This window comes from Pelistega europaea, from assembly GCF_013133775.1.
GTDB lineage: Bacteria > Pseudomonadota > Gammaproteobacteria > Burkholderiales > Burkholderiaceae_B > Taylorella > Taylorella europaea.
Window position 1 is genome coordinate 103,395 of sequence record NZ_JABGBO010000004.1, and the last position, 20,461, is coordinate 123,855.

The 20,461-nt window shown below is 42.9% G+C and carries 17 protein-coding genes; 10 read left to right on the forward strand and 7 right to left on the reverse strand.

Annotated elements, in window-relative coordinates; genetic code table 11:
• Positions 1-14: 14 nt before the first annotated feature.
• Both HKX40_RS04720 and HKX40_RS04725 read left to right on the forward strand, forming a co-directional pair.
• Positions 15-1,688, forward strand: a complete 1,674-nt coding sequence (locus HKX40_RS04720; protein WP_171588407.1) for an AMP-binding protein — start codon at positions 15-17, stop codon at positions 1,686-1,688.
• Positions 1,689-1,896: 208 nt separating this feature from the next.
• The gene (locus HKX40_RS04725) at positions 1,897-2,805 is read left to right on the forward strand and encodes a DMT family transporter (protein WP_171588408.1); all 909 of its coding nucleotides are present in this window, start codon (positions 1,897-1,899) and stop codon (positions 2,803-2,805) included.
• Here HKX40_RS04725 and tilS read toward each other — a convergent pair.
• From tilS to cysS, 3 genes are all read right to left on the reverse strand, one after another.
• Positions 2,780-3,961 (reverse strand): tRNA lysidine(34) synthetase TilS, encoded by a 1,182-nt coding sequence (gene tilS / locus HKX40_RS04730; RefSeq protein WP_171588409.1) that lies wholly within the window; start codon positions 3,959-3,961, stop codon positions 2,780-2,782. The two genes, HKX40_RS04725 and tilS, sit on opposite strands and share 26 nt — an antisense overlap.
• A gap of 98 nt (positions 3,962-4,059) precedes the next feature.
• Entirely contained in the window at positions 4,060-5,022 is a 963-nt protein-coding gene (locus HKX40_RS04735; RefSeq protein ID WP_171588410.1) for an acetyl-CoA carboxylase carboxyltransferase subunit alpha, read from the reverse strand.
• A 381-nt stretch (positions 5,023-5,403) separates the two neighbouring features.
• Positions 5,404-6,840 (reverse strand): cysteine--tRNA ligase, encoded by a 1,437-nt coding sequence (cysS, locus tag HKX40_RS04740; protein WP_171588411.1) that lies wholly within the window; start codon positions 6,838-6,840, stop codon positions 5,404-5,406.
• Between the two features lie 93 nt (positions 6,841-6,933).
• Between cysS and HKX40_RS10845 the strand changes: the two genes are divergently transcribed.
• The 3 genes from HKX40_RS10845 (at position 6,934) to HKX40_RS04755 (ending at position 9,445) form a co-directional block, all read left to right on the forward strand.
• Positions 6,934-7,590 carry a tetratricopeptide repeat protein gene (locus HKX40_RS10845; protein ID WP_171588412.1) on the forward strand — a complete coding sequence of 219 codons (657 nt, stop codon included), beginning with the start codon at positions 6,934-6,936 and terminating at the stop codon, positions 7,588-7,590.
• A gap of 178 nt (positions 7,591-7,768) precedes the next feature.
• The gene (locus HKX40_RS04750) at positions 7,769-8,278 is read left to right on the forward strand and encodes a peptidylprolyl isomerase (RefSeq protein ID WP_246233589.1); all 510 of its coding nucleotides are present in this window, start codon (positions 7,769-7,771) and stop codon (positions 8,276-8,278) included.
• 126 nt (positions 8,279-8,404) lie between these two features.
• Complete coding sequence (locus HKX40_RS04755) at positions 8,405-9,445, forward strand: UDP-2,3-diacylglucosamine diphosphatase (RefSeq protein WP_171588414.1); 1,041 nt, start codon at positions 8,405-8,407, stop codon at positions 9,443-9,445.
• Here HKX40_RS04755 and HKX40_RS04760 read toward each other — a convergent pair.
• The 3 genes from HKX40_RS04760 to HKX40_RS04770 all read right to left on the reverse strand — a co-directional run bounded on the left by HKX40_RS04760 (position 9,351) and on the right by HKX40_RS04770 (position 14,132).
• Positions 9,351-10,532, reverse strand: a complete 1,182-nt coding sequence (locus HKX40_RS04760) for a JmjC domain-containing protein (RefSeq protein ID WP_425500452.1) — start codon at positions 10,530-10,532, stop codon at positions 9,351-9,353. The genes HKX40_RS04755 and HKX40_RS04760 overlap by 95 nt on opposite strands.
• 166 nt (positions 10,533-10,698) lie before the next feature.
• Positions 10,699-13,317, reverse strand: coding sequence for a DNA mismatch repair protein MutS (gene mutS, locus HKX40_RS04765; RefSeq protein WP_171588415.1), 2,619 nt, complete (start codon positions 13,315-13,317; stop codon positions 10,699-10,701).
• A gap of 41 nt (positions 13,318-13,358) precedes the next feature.
• Positions 13,359-14,132 (reverse strand): RNA methyltransferase, encoded by a 774-nt coding sequence (locus tag HKX40_RS04770; protein ID WP_171588416.1) that lies wholly within the window; start codon positions 14,130-14,132, stop codon positions 13,359-13,361.
• A gap of 171 nt (positions 14,133-14,303) precedes the next feature.
• On the opposite strand from HKX40_RS04770, the gene HKX40_RS04775 reads away from it, so the two are divergent.
• Entirely contained in the window at positions 14,304-15,077 is a 774-nt protein-coding gene (locus HKX40_RS04775) for an inositol monophosphatase family protein (protein ID WP_171588417.1), read from the forward strand.
• Between the two features lie 87 nt (positions 15,078-15,164).
• Positions 15,165-16,007 carry an undecaprenyl-diphosphate phosphatase gene (locus HKX40_RS04780; protein WP_425500453.1) on the forward strand — a complete coding sequence of 281 codons (843 nt, stop codon included), beginning with the start codon at positions 15,165-15,167 and terminating at the stop codon, positions 16,005-16,007.
• Positions 16,008-16,048: 41 nt separating this feature from the next.
• Here the strand turns inward: HKX40_RS04780 and HKX40_RS04785 are convergent, their stop codons facing one another.
• The gene (locus HKX40_RS04785; RefSeq protein WP_171588419.1) at positions 16,049-17,695 is read right to left on the reverse strand and encodes an electron transfer flavoprotein-ubiquinone oxidoreductase; all 1,647 of its coding nucleotides are present in this window, start codon (positions 17,693-17,695) and stop codon (positions 16,049-16,051) included.
• 305 nt (positions 17,696-18,000) lie between these two features.
• Between HKX40_RS04785 and HKX40_RS04790 the strand changes: the two genes are divergently transcribed.
• The 3 genes from HKX40_RS04790 (at position 18,001) to HKX40_RS04800 (ending at position 20,272) form a co-directional block, all read left to right on the forward strand.
• Complete coding sequence (locus HKX40_RS04790) at positions 18,001-18,699, forward strand: CoA transferase subunit A (protein WP_171588420.1); 699 nt, start codon at positions 18,001-18,003, stop codon at positions 18,697-18,699.
• 11 nt (positions 18,700-18,710) lie between these two features.
• Complete coding sequence (locus tag HKX40_RS04795) at positions 18,711-19,364, forward strand: 3-oxoacid CoA-transferase subunit B (protein WP_171588421.1); 654 nt, start codon at positions 18,711-18,713, stop codon at positions 19,362-19,364.
• Between the two features lie 239 nt (positions 19,365-19,603).
• The gene (locus HKX40_RS04800) at positions 19,604-20,272 is read left to right on the forward strand and encodes a C40 family peptidase (RefSeq protein ID WP_246233575.1); all 669 of its coding nucleotides are present in this window, start codon (positions 19,604-19,606) and stop codon (positions 20,270-20,272) included.
• The last annotated feature ends 189 nt before the right edge of the window (positions 20,273-20,461 follow it).

Sequence of the window (20,461 nt, forward strand, 5' to 3'; positions counted from 1 at the left end):
TTAGGAGACTATTCATGACCCAACTGAGTTATGTACATGGGGCATCAGATAAACCTTTACTCGGAGAAACCTTAGGACAAAATTTCGATCAAGCATGTTTGCGCTATGCAGACCAACTAGCATTAGTTTCCCGTCATCAAAATATCCGTCTTACTTACCAACAACTCAAAAGTCAAGTCGATACTGTTGCATGCAGCTTAATCCGTCTTGGTTTTAACCCTGGAGATCGTCTAGGTCTATGGGCAACCAACTGTGCAGAATGGACAATTATTCAATATGCTTGCGCCAAAGCAGGGATTATTTTAGTGAATATGAATCCTTCCTATCGTCGTACAGAATTAGAATACTCACTAAATAAGGTAGGGTGCAGTGGTTTGGTCATCATCTCTCAATTTAAAGACAGCGATTATATTAAGATGGTCTATGATGTTGTCCCAGAGTTAAAAACCTCAGAAATTGGAAAACTGAAAGCTGAAAATGCACCAACCCTGCGTTATGTCATCAAACTAGATGAAGAACCTACTGCTGGCATGCTCAATTATAGTTATCTGCTACAGCCACCATCAGAAGAAGAGCTAAAACATCTACAGCAACTAGGAGAGCAACTGCAATTCGATGACCCGATTAATATCCAATTTACCTCAGGCACAACAGGCAATCCCAAAGGTACAATGCTCACCCATCATAACATTTTGAATAATGGTTATTTTATTGGTGAAACTATTAAACTCACTTCCGATGATGCCGTTTCTATCGCCGTTCCCCTCTTTCATTGTTTTGGTATGGTGATTGGTAATATTGCCTGCGTCACACATGGTTCGACTATGGTTTATCACGACCAGGTATTTAACCCTCTCGCCAACCTACAAGCGATTGCCGAAGAACGTTGTACCGCATCCTATGGTGTGCCAACCATGTTTATTAATATGTTAGAACACCCAGAGTTTGATAAGTTTGATTTAAGTTCGCTACGCACTGGAGTGATGGCTGGGACAATTTGCCCCGCTGAAGTCATGAAAAAAGTGATTGATAAGATGCACATGTCCGAAGTCACTATCTGCTATGGCATGACAGAAACCTCTCCTGTAAGTATGCAAAGTCATGTAGACGATCCTTTTGACAAACGTGTAAATACTGTTGGCCGCATCCATCCTCATGTAGAAGTCAAAATTATCGATTCCGAAGGACGTATTGTCCCTCGTGGTACACCAGGAGAATTATGTACTCGGGGTTATTCTGTCATGCAAGGTTACTGGGGCGATCCTGCAAAAACAGCAGAAGCTATCGATACTGCTGGTTGGATGCATACAGGAGATTTAGCCACTATGGATGAAGACGGCTATTGTGCTATCGTAGGTCGAATTAAGGATTTGGTGATTCGTGGCGGTGAGAATCTCTTCCCTCGTGAAATTGAGGACTTTCTCTATACTCACCCTGATATCCTAGAGGCACAAATCGTAGGCGTACCTGATGAGAAATATGGAGAGGAGCTATGTGCTTGGATTAAACCGCGTGAAGGAAGTGTCTTGACAGAAGAAAATATCCGTGCCTTTTGCGATGGACAGATTTCTCGTCAAAAAATTCCTCGCTATATCCGCATCGTGACAGAATTTCCTATGACTGCCTCAGGTAAAATTCAGAAATTCAAGATTCGTGAAATTATGGCAGAAGAGCTCTCACAAACCTAACAACCAAGGGTCTCTTGAGACCCTTTTTTCCTTTATTCCCAAAATTACCTCCATTTTGAGTAAAGGAAATTCATAGATCCAAGGTATACTTAATCGCAGCGGATGCACCAGCAACCAACACGTTTTTTGTTTGAGTATGCTATCATTTGTCCTGCGTTGGCAGTGGGAATGCTCTACCTCCATTCTCTTTATCATTAAACTTATTTTTATGAACCAATCTCTACTAGGTGTACATCTTCGCCTACTTGGCATGGCTTGTTTATGGGGGGCCTCTTGGCCTTGGGGACGCATGGCAGCACAAGTGATTCCCCCTATTACAGCATCAGCCATTCGTTTTTCTATTGCCAGTATTGCCTTACTTATCTGGCTTTATTATGCGGACAATTTTAAAACTGCACGCTCACTCACAAGCAAGCAATGGCTAGGATTACTTGCTACAGGATTTACTGGTATTTTTGCTTACTCCGCATGCTTTCTAACGGCTCTTCAATGGACTCCTTCTGGCAAAGCCTCTGCCGTTATTGCCCTAAATCCTGCTATTACCTTGGTCTTTGCAGCCCTTTTATTTAAAGAAAAACTTAACAAGAGCATTTTGTTAGGCATAGGCCTGGCTGTTTTTGGATCCCTTTTTGCCATTTCCCAAGGTCATCCGCTCGCTTTTTTCTCTGGGTCTGTCGGCTTAGGAGAGTATTTATTACTAGGATGTGTCTTAGCATGGGGAGGATACACTTTACTAGGACGTGTATTACTCAAAGGAATTGACGCTCTTACAGCTACCACCTTTGCAAGTGTATTAGGTGCCATTTTGCTATTAATCGCAGGAGGATTGACTGAGGGAATCCAAGCATGGGAAGCAGCACTTCATTCAACATGGAGTGTAAAATTTGCGCTTATTATGATGGCACTAGGCTCTACTACTCTTGCCTATTCTTGGTATTTTGATGGGGTCAAAGCCTTAGGTGCTGGTAATGCATCTGCCTATATTGCCCTTGTCCCTGTATTTGGTATCAGCATCTCTGCTATTTTCCTTAATGAACCTCTTCATCATTCGCTTCTTATTGGAGCACCACTAGCTATTCTTGGCATGGTGATTATGCACTGGGGACAAAGCCACTAACAATCAGCTGTACTCGTCCTTTCTGGACACTTACCACCCACTCTCCATGCACTAACTTGACAGCACGATCAGTTCCCAACTGGTGCACCCCTCTTAGCTGCCGCATCCACTCCTGCAATCTCCTTTCTGTCGGCATCTCTACCCCATGCAGTGCCAACCAATACCGCAACACATAGCTTTGTCGATATGCTGGCAATGATCTCCATGCTTTTAAGTCAAAGCTACGCCTATCCTCACTGGGTGTCAACTGTGCAAAATCCTGTGCAGATAAATCTTCAATCATCTGCTGTGCTTCTGTCATCAGATGGGCATGCCGTGCTATATTTCGTTTCCAACCACACCAATACTCATTTAATACTGGTGCAAGATGCTGGCGTATCGCTCCACGCTTATATTTCACATCTAAATTACTCTCATCTTGCACAGCCAACCACTGTGTTTGCTTAGCAAACCAATCAGCAAGTGATAGGATAGCACTACGTTCTATCGACAGCCAAGGACGATAAAAATGCACCGCATAACCCTTATTGTTGGAGGTAACTAAAACACCGTCAGTATTGTCAGCAACATCCTCCTCTTTATAGCAGATACTCTGCTCTCCTCCTGATGACATCGTAGGTAGGGCATTATCCACATAGCGAACACTCTCTTCACGCATTCCTTGCATTCCTTTAATACCACTACCACGTAATAGTCGGAGAAGTAAGGTTTCGGCTTGGTCATCCAGATGATGAGCAAGTAGAAAGTGATGCACCTGGTGCTGCTGTGCATAACCCAAAAAGGCCTGATAGCGTGCCTCACGTGCAGCACCCTCTATACCCAAGCCACTCTGCTTATCCACAGAGACAGCTATAGGCGAAAAAATAATACGAGACAGGTGAAATTGGGAGAGTAAATCAACTAATTGTTGACAATGCTGTTGCCAATCATCTGCCGCGGCCATCAGTCCATGATGAATATGAACACAGTGCAACACAATATCATATTCATGTGCAAGTTCTGCTGCACAAACCGCTAGCATGGCAGAATCAGCCCCTCCGCTTAACCCTATGGCAACAGAATTGCCTCGTAAGGCAGCAAATAAGTCAGCCAGCGGCTTTAACAAACTGCTGGCATGATGAGGGAAACGAGACAGTGATAAATGGGTCTGCCCCATTGCTTCTCCTATAAACACTCACTTCGATATTGAAATTGAAGTTGATGTTTCTCCTCGCTTTTTAAAGTAAGGAATTAGAACTCCCTTATTTTCTGCGATTAATTTTTCTCACTAACGCGACCATAACTCATGAGTCGCTCTAAACGACGGTCAATAAGCTGTGAAGCACTCAATCCCTCTACTTGACGCAATGCTTCACCCAAAGCACGTTTGAGAGTCTTGCACATCGTCACAGGGTCACGATGAGCCCCACCAACAGGCTCATTAATCACTTTATCAATGAGTCCCAATTCTAGTAATCTTGGAGCCGTAATACCCAATGCTTCGGCAGCAAGTGATGCCTTATCAGCACTACGCCATAAAATAGATGCACAACCCTCTGGAGAAATTACTGCATAGGTTGAGTATTGCAGCATCTGCACCACATCACCCACTGCGATAGCCAAAGCACCGCCAGAGCCCCCTTCTCCAATAATCGTTGAAATTATAGGTACTTTAAGCTCTGCCATTGCATAAAGATTATGACCAATTGCCTCTGACTGACCTCTCTCCTCGGCACCAATACCGGGATAAGCACCTGGAGTATCTACAAAAGTAAACACCGGCAAATTAAACTTCTCTGCCAAACGCATCAATCGCAATGCTTTACGGTAACCTTCTGGTTTTGGCATACCAAAATTACGCTTAGCTCGCTCTTTGGTGTCTCGACCCTTTTGATGACCAATTACCATGCACGCCTCGCCATTAAAGCGGGCTAAACCACCCACAATAGACTGATCATCGGCAAACATACGATCGCCATGCAACTCATGAAAATCTGTAAAGATGCCATTGACATAATCCATAGTATAAGGGCGTTGTGGATGACGCGCCACAAGTGCTACTTGCCAAGGTGTCAATTTATCGTAGATTGCCTTGGTTTGGGCTTCAGACTTTTGTTGTAGACGGCTAATTTCCTCAGAAATATCCACCGCCGATTCAGAGGAAACATTGCGCAATTGCTCAATTTTTTGTTCTAGTTCTTCAATTGGCTTTTCAAATTCTAAAAATGTGTTTTTCATGAAATTCTCACCCGTAGTATATTTACAGCGGTTAGTCTAATTCACCATTATAACCTAAAAAATGTCAATCACAGATGCCAACGACCATCACATGCCATGTCCCTATAACCAATACCTACCACTACACTACTGACAATTAACACTAAATAATATCGCAATATGACTTATTTACCTATTGTGATTCTTCGCTTAAGACTGACAATTAGCCTTTAATAAAGACTAATGATTAACCCTAATTAAGGCTAATCATTGGCCCAAATAAGGATGCAATGTGACAAACCGAGTAATTACCCAATCCCATCAATGCGACAAGCCAAATAATGACCAAACTACATCAATGGGACAGACCGAGTAATTGCCCAATCTCATGAGTGATAAAACCTAGATACGTCGCCACTGAGTCACTCCACCTGGTTTATCTTCCAGCTCGACACCTGCATCCTTGAGCTGTTGGCGGATTTCATCAGCACGAGCAAAGTTTTTAGCTTTTTTGGCTTCTAATCGCTCTGCCACCAATGCCTCAATTTGTGTCTCGCCTAACGACTGTTGCGTCTCGTGACGTGTATAACGTGTAGGGGAACGTAAATAAGCAACAGGGTCTTGCTGTAAGATTCCCAGCACCCCACCCAATGCACGTAACTGGCTAGCTAAAGCACGAGATTTTTCACGATTGGCCGCCGTATTTAAGTCAAACAATACTGATACAGCAAGAGAAGAATTAAAATCATCATCCATTGCTTGTGCAAACTCAGCAGCATAGCAACTAGCCCAATCAACCTCAACTTCATCGTAACCTACATTGTGTAACGTTTGATAAAGTCGATCGATAGCTGCCTGTGCATCTAATAAGTTATCTGGGGTAAAATTCTGGGCACTCCGATAATGATTGCGTACAATAAAGAAACGCAACATTTCAGCTTCACGTACATTAAAAGCATACTCTGCCGTAGCAACATCATCTTTTGCACCAATGGTTTGGCGAATGGTACGGAAATTACCCAATGATTTAGACATTTTCTCATCATCTACCATCAATGGGCCACAATGCATCCAAAGGTTTGCCAAAGTTCCACCATAGGCCCCCTCTGTCTGTGCAATTTCATTTTCATGATGAGGAAATTTCAAGTCAGGACCTCCTCCATGAATATCAAGTGGCAAACCAAGCAACTCCTTACTCATTGCAGAACACTCAATATGCCAACCAGGACGCCCCCAACCATAAGGAGACTCCCATTTGGAATCTGCCGGCTCTTCTACCTTGGCCGACTTCCACAACACAAAATCCAAGGGGTCACGTTTACTTTCAGACACAGCAATACGTTCCCCTGCACGCAAATCATCTAAAGAACGACCTGATAACTTACCATAGCCCGGAAATAAACGCACAGCGTAATTCACATCACCATCATCACCTTGGTAAGCCAAGCCCTTTTTCTCTAAATCCTTGATAATCTGCAACATCCCCGGAACATGTTGAGTAGCTCGTGGTTCATGGCTAGGCGGTTCTACACCCAAAGCTCTCTCGTCGGCATGCATAGCATCGGTATAGAAACTAGTGACCTCATGTAGTGTCTTACCCGTCGCCAGGGCTTTCTTAATAATCTTGTCATCAATATCGGTAATGTTACGCACATAGTTAACATCATAACCCTTAATACGCAACCAACGTCGAACCACATCAAAGCTCACTAACATACGGGCATGACCTAAATGGCAGAAATCATAAACAGTCATTCCGCACACATACATACGCACCTTTTTGTCTTCAACAGTCTTAAGTGATTCTTTTTGACGCGATAAAGAGTTATATATCAACATGACAAAATCTCAATAGGCTAAAATATAAACCTGTAAGTATAACATCCACGCAACTAACTGCATACTAGATTATGTAAAAGAAAGGGAGTTCTTGTGAATAGACCAGCATTGTTATTAGGCATAAGCCTTGCTTTTAGCACCTCTATAGCTGTGGCACAGTTTGTCCCTATTGGCGACCTACCTGATGTTCCTCAAAATACAGCTACTGATAATCAAACTCCTGCAGTGACTGCCCAACCACCACATGCCATTGATGAAAAGCCTGTAGAGGGAGGTTCTGAAACGGTTGCTAAATTTCTAGATTGGCTAACTCCCAGTGTAGATACCGATATTCCCGAAACTGCCTCACAAGCAGCTAGTCGCATTAGTGGACTTATTTCCAATGGGCATGCTGACAAAGCTCTAAGCGAAATTGCCAAACTCAAATCCAACTCTGATGATGGTAGCCTAGGGACTAATGTACAGCTGATGTTTTTAGAAGCCCGTGCTTATACAGCCAAGGGAGACTTCAATCAGGCATTAGATATCTATCGACAAATGACTTATCGCTACCCTGAGCTTGCTGAACCATGGAATAATATGGCCATACTCCAAGCTCGTGCTGGTTCACTTGATGAAGCATTGTCTTCTTTGCAAATGGCATTAAGTATTCGTCCTGATTATACTATTGCAAATCAAAATATCGCCCATATCTACTCCTTACTTGCACAGCGCTCTCTAAACAAGAGTGGCGTGTCACAGAAAAAGTAATCCACCAGATTTTGAGGCTTTACCCAGGACTTTATTGATACAATAAAATTTCTGCAACCACCTCAGTTTGGGGAATGATATGAATTTTTTTAAATCTTGCTTAGGTAGTTTAGTGTTAACAGGTTTATTGATACTTCCTGTTAGTCAGACTGCTCAAGCTCAACAAAAGGAATCTGCTATGTCAGCACATCCACGTGTTAAATTAGAAACTAATAAAGGCACCATCGTTTTAGAACTTGATATGGAAAAAGCCCCGGTCACTACTGAGAACTTTCTCTCTTATGTGAAAGATGGTTTTTATAATGGCGTAATTTTCCACCGTGTTATCAAACGCTTTATGATTCAAGGCGGGGGTTTTGAACCAGGTCTTAAACAAAAAGAAACCAAAGCTCCGATTAAAAATGAGGCTGACAACGGTTTAGCCAACAACAAATATACCATTGCGATGGCACGTACCAGTGACCCTCATTCAGCTAGTGCACAATTCTTTATCAATACCAATGACAATGACTTCCTAAACTTTACAGCGCCTACACCACAAGGTTGGGGTTATGCCGTGTTTGGTAAAGTAGTAGAAGGTACAAATATTGTGGATGCTATTGAGGGCGTACGCACTGGTAGCCGTGGTTTTCACCAAGATGTTCCTGTAGAAGACGTGATTGTTAATAAAGCGACAGTGGTTGAATAACCCTTTGTTGTATTGACTTTTACAAGACTATTAAAATACAGGGTAATTGCTGTTAAACAATAGGGTGGCTTGCAGGTCACCTTATTGTTGTCTACCAACATTTTCATCCTTATTCATGGTTAGATTGTGAGCGGACTACCTACTTACACATTGTCAGGCATGGTGTATATCGCATCTGATATTCATCTGGGTCCGCATATTCCTCTCACCAATCAGACTTTTTTCCAATTTTTAAAGCGTGCTGCCACAGAGGCTAATGCCTTGGTTCTAGTAGGAGATGTGTTTAATGTCTGGTTTGGGGATGACATTGCCATCAATAGTCATGAGCCTTGGCTACAGCAATCCCTTTCCGCCTTACGAGATTGTGCTAAACAAATTCCCGTATATCTTGTACATGGTAACCGCGATTTTCTCATTGGCAAGCAACTATGCCAGTCATTAGGGATAACGTTGCTACCTGAGCAAAGTTTACTGCATACGGATGCTGGGGTGATTCTTCTCAGCCATGGTGATGAGTTATGTACACAAGACAAAGCCTATATGCGTTTTCGTCGTGTGTTGCGTATGCAGTGGCTACAACACCTTTTTCTGACACTCCCCTTCTCCTGGCGACGTGGTATTGCACATTATCTAAGAAACCGTAGCGAGCAGTCCCACGCTATAACTGGGCAATATCCAGCTACCCCCATCACGGAAGAATCTCTCCACAGCGAGCAGTCCCACGCTATAGCTCGGCAGTATCCTCAAGTCCACAACACGTTGTCATCAAACTCTTCAAGGGTAGAGACTCCTCTTACCGAAGTTCAGCCTATAACGGTTGCCACAGAAACACCTTCTTCAACCTCTTATACCAGCTATGACATAGCTTCGGAAACGTTGGTACAAATTATCTCTGAGTATCCAGAGATTGATTTTGTAATTCACGGCCATACGCATAGACCAGCGGTACATGCCATTCCTAAGCTGGATAGTAAAACTCGTTGGCGCTATGTATTAAGCGACTGGGAGCTTGATCACGGCAAAGCACACTGGGGCTTTATTGCTGTCAATCATGGTGGCATCCATGTACACTCTACGATGCCACTACCAGCCACCCATCATCCAACCAACGATGCAACATCTCAAACGTCTCCATGTCACTCTTTGCCGTCGCATGACCAGTTGTGATACAACGTTTATCTGCCAAATCGCGTAGCACAGGGTTCAATGGTACAGGAGCTACCTCACCGTTAATAAAGAGCTGTTTACCGCGGTATAACATGCGCGTTTTACGGTCAGTCTTAAGAAGAGTGTCAGGGGGTAAGTCTTCAATATTGATTTCTTCTTCAGCAAAATCAAACTGTGCTAATTGATTCGGCTCAGTCAGCCAGCACCCTAGAAAACGGGTTGCCAATTCTTCATTAAACTTAATAGATTGTGCTGCCTTCAAGGCTTTTTGTACCATATCTTCAGGAAGTAACGCCGGCGTATCAACGGCAGGAGCACCAGGGTCACGATAGTAATTCTTGACATTAAACCCTTTAATTGCAGGCTCTGAATAAACCCCACTACCCAAACCTGAATTAATACTCACTTGGTCTGCTGCCACTTCAAAAATACCGCGTACCATATTTGCTATAGAGAGCGTCCTAAACCCAAATGAAATAGTCACACAATTATCTGTCTCAGCAATACCATCATGGGCACATTGGGGAGGAAGATAAAGCATATCACCAGGTTCTAAAACCCATTCTTGTTCAACTTGAAAATCTTGCAAAATACGACAAGGTAAGCCAGGAATAAGGGTTTGATCTTTCTGCTGACTGATACGCCAACGACGTTTACCATGACCTTGCAATAAGAAAACATCATAGGTATCAAAATGAGGTCCTACCCCTCCACCAAGGGACGCCAAACTAATCATCACATCATCGAATCGTGCATCCGGTACAAAACGGAAATGTTGTGCCATCTCAGAAACCGCATCATGATGTAAATCCACGCTTTGCACCAGTAGTGTCCAATCGTTTTGTTTCATGCTAGGCGTGCGTGCAATAGGACCTTTTTTTAGTTTCCACTCTCCCTCATAGCGAGTCACAAACCGCGATTCAACATCATCACGTGCTGCCAATTTTTTGAGTTCAGCAATACTAATAGGTAGCTGAAAATTCTTAAATGCCTGACGAATTAATAGTGGCTTGCGTTGCCAGTATTTTTTCATAAACTCGGCTGGACTAATTTGACCGAGGAGATCGATTTTTTCAGTAAGAGAAATATTCATCATTTTCTTTCATATCTATAAAAACTATACAACTAGGTATGGTACACCCCCTATCATTGCATAGCATCATTTTCTTTCATATCTATAAAAACTGCACAACGTAGCTACGTATCAAACCATTAAACAACATGAATTTGAATAACACCTATCCAGATAAATATCAACCCTGACTATTTCCAAATAAATGTTGCAGTTTATACAAGGCGTCTAACGCGTCACGAGGACTCATATTATCAGGAACAAGTTCACTAATCGCCTGTTTCATAGCAGCCAACTCTAGTGCCATATCGTTTTGCTCTTGGTCATGAATATCCGCTTGGGCAAATAAATCCAATTGTGGAGTAGCCCCCTGCTCTAGACGTTCAAGCTCACGCTTCGCTTGGCGAATAACAGCCATAGGAATACCTGCTTTTTGGGCAACTTGAATACCATAACTACGACTAGCAGGACCTTCTTGAACCTCATGTAAAAAGGCGATGCCAGTACTAGTTTCGGTTGCTGCAAGATGTACATTGCGTACGCCAGCAAGTTGTTCTGGCAAACGGGTTAATTCAAAGTAATGCGTTGCAAAGAGTGTCAACGCTTTATTGTGCGTCAAGAGTCGGCATGCAATCGCCCATGCCAAGGCAAGACCATCATAAGTAGAGGTTCCTCGACCTATTTCATCCATTAGCACCAAACTATGTGGGGTACTATTAGCAAGAATAGCTGCTGCCTCTATCATTTCCATCATAAAGGTCGAACGTCCTCCTGCTAAGTCATCTGCTGCACCGATACGAGTAAAAATACGGTCAATACTACCTATAACAGCTGATTGTGCCGGTACAAAACTTCCCATACGAGCAAGCAAAGTAATTAAAGCAACTTGACGCATATAGGTAGACTTACCTCCCATATTAGGGCCAGTAATAAGCAACATACGGTCATGTTCAGAAAGCAAACAACTGTTAGGAGTAAATCGCTCAATACTATGCTCAACCACAGGATGTCGACCTAACTCAATCTGAATAGTAGGGGTATCCACAATTTCTGGACGCACCCACTCATTTTTAAGAGCATGGTACGCAAGTCCGGAAAATACATCAATATGAGCCAAGGTCTTCGCCAACTGCTGCAAGGCAACCACCCATATTTGTAGTGTCGCTAATAACTGCTCGTATAAATATTTTTCACGGTTGAGTGCTCGTTCCTGTGCCGATAGCACCTTGTCTTCCCACTCTTTCAGTTCTGCTGTAACATAGCGCTCGACATTTTTGAGGGTTTGCCGACGACGATAATGCTCTGGCACTTTGTCTAGGTGGGTCTTGGTCACCTCAATATAAAACCCTTGTACCCGGTTATACTCTACGCGTAAATTAGGAATACCCGTTGCTTCTTTTTCTCGTGCCTCTAACTCCATTAAAAAGGCACCACTATCAGATGCTAGGGTACGCAATTCATCCAGCTCAGCATCAACCCCTTGGGCAATAACCCCCCCATCTCGCACTTGAACAGAAGGCTCTACTGCTAGTGTTTTTGCCAACAACGGATAAATCTCCGGCAAGGAACAAAGAGGAGCAACTAATTCGTCTTGCTCTGATAAAGGCAAATTTGTCAATAAATAATGCTGCAATCCTGGTAGCTGTTGAAAAGCATCCCGCAGACTTGCCAGTTCACGAGGACGTACTGATTGCAAGGCAATACGTGTACTGATACGTTCTATATCGGGAAAAACCGTGAGATACTCACGCACGGAGGTTAGAATCGCTTGAGTGCTCACATTCAGTGATGTAGGCGACAAAAATGCCTGTACACGCTGATGCCGTTGAATAACTTGTTGATTATCCCGCAAGGGATGATGTACCCAATGACGCAACAAACGGCTTCCCATTGGGGTTTTGCAATGATCTAGTAGTGAATATAGTGTGGGAGAGTTTTCTCCACTAAGTGTCTCAGTAATTTCTAGATTCTTGCGACTGACAGGATCCAGCACTACATAATCAGTAATATGGTCAACTGTCAACCGTTGAATATGACTGAGTGATTGATTCTGCGTACGAGCAACATAACGCAGTAATGCCCCCGCCGCACATACTGCATTAGGCACCTCATCAGCCCCAAAGGCAGTAAGCGAGTCCAGTTGAAAAAAGGCGCAAAGCTGTTGCTCAGACTCTTTAAAGTCAAAATGCCAATCTGCTGTTTTACTCATGGCAGCAGGGATAGGAACAGTTATATCAAAAGAATCCCCCGTGACAATTTCTGCAGGAGCAATGCGACAAACCTCAGAATCTAAATTTTCTTCATCACATTCAGCAAGTTTAAAATCTCCACTGGCAAGATTTAACCACGCTAAACCATACTTGGTATTTCTACCTTTAAAAGGCTTATATATAGCTAACAACAATCTATCGGCACGAGAAGGAAGTAAATTCTCTTCGGTCAGCGTACCAGGAGAAACAATACGAACTATTTTACGCTCAACAGGACCTTTGCCTGTCGGATCTCCAACTTGTTCACCAATCGCTACCGACTTACCCATAGCAACTAGACGAGCAAGATACTGCTCCATAGCATGCACAGGCACCCCAGCCATAGGAATAGGCTCGCCATTGGAGACTCCGCGTTTGGTGAGGGTAAGGTTGAGTAAACGTGCTGTTTCAACAGCATCGTCATAAAACATTTCATAGAAATCTCCCATGCGGTAGAAAAGCAACACATTTCCTACTTCGCTCTTAAGACGTAGGTATTGCTGCATCATGGGAGTATGCCCCGCATAAGGATTATTATTCTGTTCGTCCATAGTTGATATATGTTATTGTTGATTGAAGTATTGTAACACTCTCACCGCTTCAATATCTGTGTGCATACGCCCCGCATCATATCCACTTCTTCTTGCGTCAACTGACTACGATTAAACCAATATCGCATACGTGGCATTAACTTCTTTGGATGGGCTGGATTGAGAAAATCAATATGAATGAGTGCCTGCTCCCAATGCGTCAACAATGCCTCCACCTTATCCTGAGAAGCATAATGTTTTTGTTTAGAAGCCTGCCCCTCCAGCAGTCTGTTTTCTCCCTCAACAGCCTCTTGCTCTTTCATAAATGCATATCGCAACTCCCATGCAGCTAACTGCAAGGCCTGGGCCACATTAAGAGAACTATACTCTGGATTGGCAGGAATATGGCAAATCCGGTGACAATGACTGATTTGTGCATTATCTAAACCAATCCGCTCCGGCCCAAGAATAATCGCTATCTGAGCATAAGGAGTCGACAACAAATGCTGATGAGCTTCTTCTGCTGCTTGGCGAATATCAACAACTGGTGGCCCCATATCACGTGTACGTGCTGTCAAGGCAAAAGAGAGAGTTACAGGAGCCAAAGCCTGTTCCAAACTCTCCACCACCTGTGCATTTTCTAAAATATCCACTGCTCCACTCGCTAAAGCAAGCGCTTCTGGATGAGAGAGCATATTTTCCTTTTGCGGAGCAGCAAGAACCAGTTCTTTAAATCCCATTGTCTTAATAGCACGAGCAGCGGAACCCACATTCCCTGGATGGCTTGTACCCACCATAATAAAACGAGTACGACTAAAAAAGTCTTGCTTTGTCATTGAAAAAATACATAAAAAAACAGAATTTCACTAGTATATAAGGACTTTGTCCTTTAAAATAGCAGTTTATTGAAAATGTGATAAATCCTTTATGATTAGCAATAGTAGTTAATCAATGCAGGACTTATTCTCATTCATAGTTCTTTTACCTCTTTTTATAGATTATAGAAAATGCATCAGTTGCTAACGATAGCCATGAAGGCAGCCCGTCGTGCGGGTAGTATTATTAACCGAGCCAGTTTAGAGCTCGAAAAGGTTCAGGTGTCTCGCAAAGGTCCTTATGATTTTGTGACCGATATTGATCGCGCTGCAGAACAAGCCATTATTGAAAGTATCCAAGAAGCCTACCCTGATCATGCGATTTTATGCGAAGAATCCGGTCTGATTAAGGGTAAAAAAGCTGAACCAGAATACCAATGGATTATTGACCCTCTAGACGGTACAAAGAACTTTATTCATGGTTTACCCAATTATGCCGTGTCTATTGCCGTAGCTCAAAAAGGCAAAATCATGCATGGTCTTATTTACGACCCCAATCGCAACGAGATTTTTACTGCTTCGCGTGGTGTAGGTGCTTTTCTCAATGACCGCCGTATCCGTGTAAGTAACCGCAGTCGCCTAGAAGAATCTCTAATCACAGGTCGTGCCCCAGCAGGCTCTTCAAGTGATGCCACTCGTTTTTATCAACTAGTTGACCAAAGTAGCGGTTATCGTCGCCTAGGCTCAACCGTGCTTGAGCTGGCCTATGTTGCAAGTGGTCGTTTAGATGGTTTCTACGGAGCCAACCTACAAGCCTGGGATGTAGCAGCTGGTAGCTTACTTGTATTAGAAGCAGGCGGTTTGATTGGTGATTTCGACGGCGAACAAGGCTGGATGCGTTCTGGTAATGTTCTTGCTGCATCTCCCAAACTATTCCCCTTGCTAGTACAAGCAGCTCAATTTTAATTAAGACTGACATTAAGATAATGTTAAGGTGCTATATGGTCTAATCACTATATAGCGCTTTTTTCTTGGTATTTTCAGAAAAGGTTTATCATGCAGGATATTTTTTTCTTACTAAAAGCCACCTTTCTTGGGATTGTTGAAGGCATTACAGAGTTTTTGCCCATATCTAGTACAGCCCATCTATTAATTATTGGTGACTGGATTGGTTTTGATGCAGGTCAAGACAAAGTTTATGAGATTGTAATTCAACTTGGTTCTATCTTGGCTGTCATGTGGATTTATCGTCAACGTATTGGTCAGCTCTGTGTTGGCACTATTAAACGCCAACGTTCAGAGTTGTTGTTTGTACGTAACCTATTACTGGCATTTTTACCCGCAGCTATTATTGGATTAATGCTTATCAAATATATCAAAGCAATCTTAAACAATGTATTTATCGTGTATGCAATCACTTTGGTGCTAGGTGGTTTAATCATGCTTTGGGTAGAAAACCGTCCAGGCATGGCTAAGCACTCTACTGATGAACATGTTAAAGGACAAACGACAAGCATTGAGGATATTAGCATCAAACAAGCATTGATTGTCGGTTTTGCACAATGTTTGGCTATGATTCCAGGAACTTCTCGTTCTGGCTCTACCATTATTGCAGGAATGTTTGCTGGGATTCAACGCAAGACCGCCACAGAATTCTCTTTCTTTCTTGCCATGCCTACTATGATTGCAGCTACTGCTTTAAGTCTCTACAAATATGGTAGCCACTTATCTGATAGTAATCTACTTGCCGTAGGTATTGGATTTTTATTTGCGTTTTTGAGTGCCTTGATAGTGGTGAAAGGGTTGCTATTATTTGTATCTAAGTACTCTTATCGCCCATTTGCATGGTATCGAATTATCTTCGGTCTTGTTGTAGCTTGGTGGGTACTAAGCTAATCTCTGAGGTGCGGCAGCTAATTGCCGCACCAGTTTTACACCTACATACCGTTATACACAGGTCCTTCGCCCCCTTGTGGAGCCACCCATACAATATTCTGCGTAGGATCTTTAATATCGCACGTTTTACAGTGCAAACAGTTCTGAGCATTAATCTGTAGCTTATCTTGACCGTCATCATCTTTGATAAACTCATATACACCTGCTGGACAATAACGTTGCTCAGGCCCAGCATATTTTGCCAAATTAACCTTAAGCGGTACAGCTGCATCTTTCAAAGTCAAATGTACTGGTTCGTCTTCCTCATGATTTGTGTTAGAAATAAACACTGAGCTAAGACGGTCAAATGACACTACACCATCTGGTTTTGGATAGTCAATTTTAGGCATCTCAGTAGCAGGACGCAAGCATTCATAATCCGCTTTTGTACGATGAATAGTCCACGGCATCTTGCCACCAAATAATTTCTGCTCAATACCTGTCATGATAGTCGCGACAGTTCGACCTTTTTTGAACCATTGTTTAAAGTTACGGGCTTTATTAAGCTCCTCATATAACCATGATTTCTCAAAAGCCTCTGGATAAGCACTTAATTCATCGCGAGACCGCTCTGACTTCAAGGCGTCAAACAATGCATCTGCTGCCATCATGCCTGACTTAATAGCAGCATGACTACCCTTAATACGCGATGCATTTAAAAAACCTGCTTCACAGCCTACCATAGCCCCTCCAGGGAAGACTAATTTAGGCAAAGATAATAAACCACCAGCCGTAATTGCACGAGCTCCATAAGCAATCCGCTTGCCCCCCTCAAAATAGGGGCGAATGCTAGGGTGTGTCTTATAGCGTTGAAACTCTTCAAACGGTGATAACCATGGGTTAGCATAATCCAAACCTACCACCATCCCTACTACAACGAGATTATCCTCTAAGTGATATAAAAAAGTCCCTCCGTAAGTATCACTATCTAAGGGCCAACCTGCCGTATGAATAACTAGACCAGGTTTGGACTTTGCCGGATCAATTTCCCACATTTCCTTGATACCAATACCATAGCTTTGAGGGTCACGTCCTGTATCTAATTTAAAATGGTCAATAAGCTCACGACCGAGTTGACCACGAGCACCTTCGGCAAAGATAGTGTATTTGGCATGTAATTCCATACCTGGTTGATAGTGTGGCGAGTGGGTACCATCACGCTTCACCCCCATATCACCAGTAGCCACCCCTTTAACTGCACCATGCTCATCATAAAGGACTTCTACTGCTGCAAAACCAGGAAATATTTCCACCCCTAATGCCTCGGCCTGTTCACCCAACCAACGGGTAACATAACCTAGACGGACAATATAATTGCCCTCATTTTTAAAACAGTCCGGCAATAACCAATGTGGCGTCTTACGAACACCTGTCTCTGATAAAAACAAGAATTCGTCTTCTGTCACTGCAGTATTTAATGGAGCCCCCTTTTCTTTCCAATCAGGGATTAACTCATTTAATGCTCGCGGATCCATCACGGCACCTGATAGGATATGAGCCCCTACTTCACTACCCTTTTCTAGGATACAGACGCTCACCTCTGTCCCTGCCTGCTGGGCTAATTGTTTAAGACGAATCGCAGTAGACAAGCCAGCTGGACCTGCACCTACAATTACGACATCATATTCCATTGACTCGCGTTCAGCCATTTATACCATACTCCTACGCTTAATCATCTACGATGCTACTATGTGCACATAATGATTTATTAACAATATGACAACATTTTAAAACTTAATATATAGAAAAACTAGCTTACATTGTTCTCTCAGTGTTTTTACCAATACGTCAACTTATTTTACCTTAACGTCAACTTTTTCCCTATACTTATGGCAAATTGTATTTTTAACAACTGATAGGAAATGCTATTGGGTATGAAAGAAATACGCTTTTTCCCTATTAGATTTGTTAAGATAATCATACATTTATCTTTTCCTATAAGGAGACAACTTTAATGAATAAGCTCTATGCAAGCGCTGCTGAAGCGTTGAGAGACATTGTGGCTGATGGCCAAACAATCGGTGTGGGTGGTTTTGGGCTTTGCGGTATTCCAGAAGCGCTTATTGCGGCTTTACGCGATTCAGGTGTCAAGAATCTGACTTGCGTTAGTAACAATGCTGGCGTCGATGGTTTTGGTCTAGGACAACTCCTTGAAACTCGCCAAATCAAGAAAATGATTGCTTCTTATGTTGGTGAAAATAAAGAGTTTGAGCGTCAATACCTTTCTGGCGAACTAGAACTAGAATTTACACCACAAGGCACCTTAGCTGAGCGTTTACGAGCAGGTGGTGCTGGTATTCCTGCCTTTTTTACCCGTACAGGAGTGGGAACTGTGGTCGCTGAAGGCAAAGAAACCCGCGAGTTTGACGGCAAAACTTATGTTATGGAACAAGCTATTATTCCTGATATTTCTCTTGTCAAAGCCTATATGGCAGACAAAAGTGGCAATCTTGTTTTCCGCAAAACAGCACGTAACTTTAATCCTAATGTAGCAATGGCTGGTAAGATTACTGTCGTTGAAGTGGAAAAAATCGTTGAGTTGGGCGAGCTTGATCCTGATGCCATTCACTTACCTGGTATTTTTGTACACCGCATCGTGCTCAATGCACATCCTGAAAAACGTATTGAACAACGTACTACTCGTGAAGCTTAAGGAGAAGACAAATGGCATGGACTCGTGATGAAATGGCAGCACGTGCAGCACGTGAATTGCAAGACGGTTTTTATGTAAATTTAGGCATTGGTTTACCTACGCTTGTTGCTAACCATGTACCAGAAGGTATTGAGGTATGGCTCCAATCTGAAAATGGTCTACTTGGCATTGGACCTTTCCCAACAGAGGATGAGGTTGATGCAGATATGATTAATGCAGGTAAGCAAACAGTGACTACTCTCCCTGGTTCTTCTATCTTTTCTTCAGCAGATTCTTTTGGCATGATCCGTGCTGGTAAAATTAACTTGGCTATTTTAGGTGCTATGCAAGTCTCTGCTAAAGGCGACCTCGCCAACTGGATGATTCCCGGCAAGATGGTTAAAGGTATGGGGGGGGCAATGGACTTAGTAGCTGGCGTTGGACGGGTGATTGTGCTAATGGAACATGTCGCTCGTAAAAAGGACGGCACTGAAGATATGAAAATCTTACCTGAATGCACTTTACCACTTACTGGTCTTGGTGTCGTCGATATGATTATTACTGATTTAGGTGTCATGGAAGTTGGCAACGATGGTCTTTATGTTCTTGAACTTGCACCAGAAGTGAGCCGTGAATTTATCCAAAGCAAAACTGGTATTCCATTAGACTTCTCTAAATGTAAATAGTTTTCATAAAATACTTTTAATGACCGCTGTATCCCTTTGAGATTTCAGCGGTTTTTTATGCAATAAAACAACAAAGATTAGACTTAACGCGATATTGTTACAAAAAAAAGAATTATTTTCTTAAAAAAACCCATGATTGCCTTGAGTCATTGACCTTTTTTCGGTTAGAATCGCAAGTGACTCTTAAACAAAGAGTCATGCAGCACGTTAACCCTATTACAACTTATATATACACGGCTATGCACAATCGACTTTTATCACTCTCAGCGGGAGTGTGCGCTTCTTTTCGGCGCTTACTTCTGGGTGGGGCTTTATTAGGCCTGCCTCTTGTGTTTGCAACAGCACAAGCGCAAAACTCAACAGATCCTATTGGATCTCTGTTGCAATCCCAAGGTTATAAGCCAGAAGGTCTTAACACCACTTGGTCACCCAAGATTTCTGACCCTATCGGTGATTTGATTAATCAGGCTAAACTCGACCGTTCCAATTTAGATGCCTCTATCAGCTCGATGTCTTCCAGCCCTGGTAGTGAGCTTGCACAAGCAGCCCTTAACTACCGCGGTGTACGGTACCGTTTTGGCGGCACCACCCCCCAAGGCTTTGATTGTTCGGGACTCATTTACTACACAGCTAGTAAGCACATGGGTGTAGAATTGCCTCGCTCTAGTGCTTCTATGGCAAAGGTCGGCACTTCTGTCTCTCGCGATAAGCTTCAGCCTGGTGATTTGGTATTCTTCAATACCCGTGGATTCCGCAACTCTCATGTAGGCATCTATTTAGGCAACAATGAGTTCCTGCACGCTCCCCGTACGGGCAAACCTGTCCGTGTCGAAAAAATGGATGATTACTGGAACAAACGCTACAATGGAGCCCGTCGTTTACCGATGACCCAATTAGCTCGCAAATAACTCTTTTAACAGAGTCATTTCTAACGAGTTTACGAAACAAGCAAAACAACTAGAAAGCACACCCTATATGGGGTGTGCTTTTTGGCGTTTATTAGAGCTACGCTCTACCCTTCTCCTATAACCCAATTAAATAGCTGCTTTCATACTGTCTAACTTTCTGTACTAGTGCAAATTGGGTCTATAGAAAAA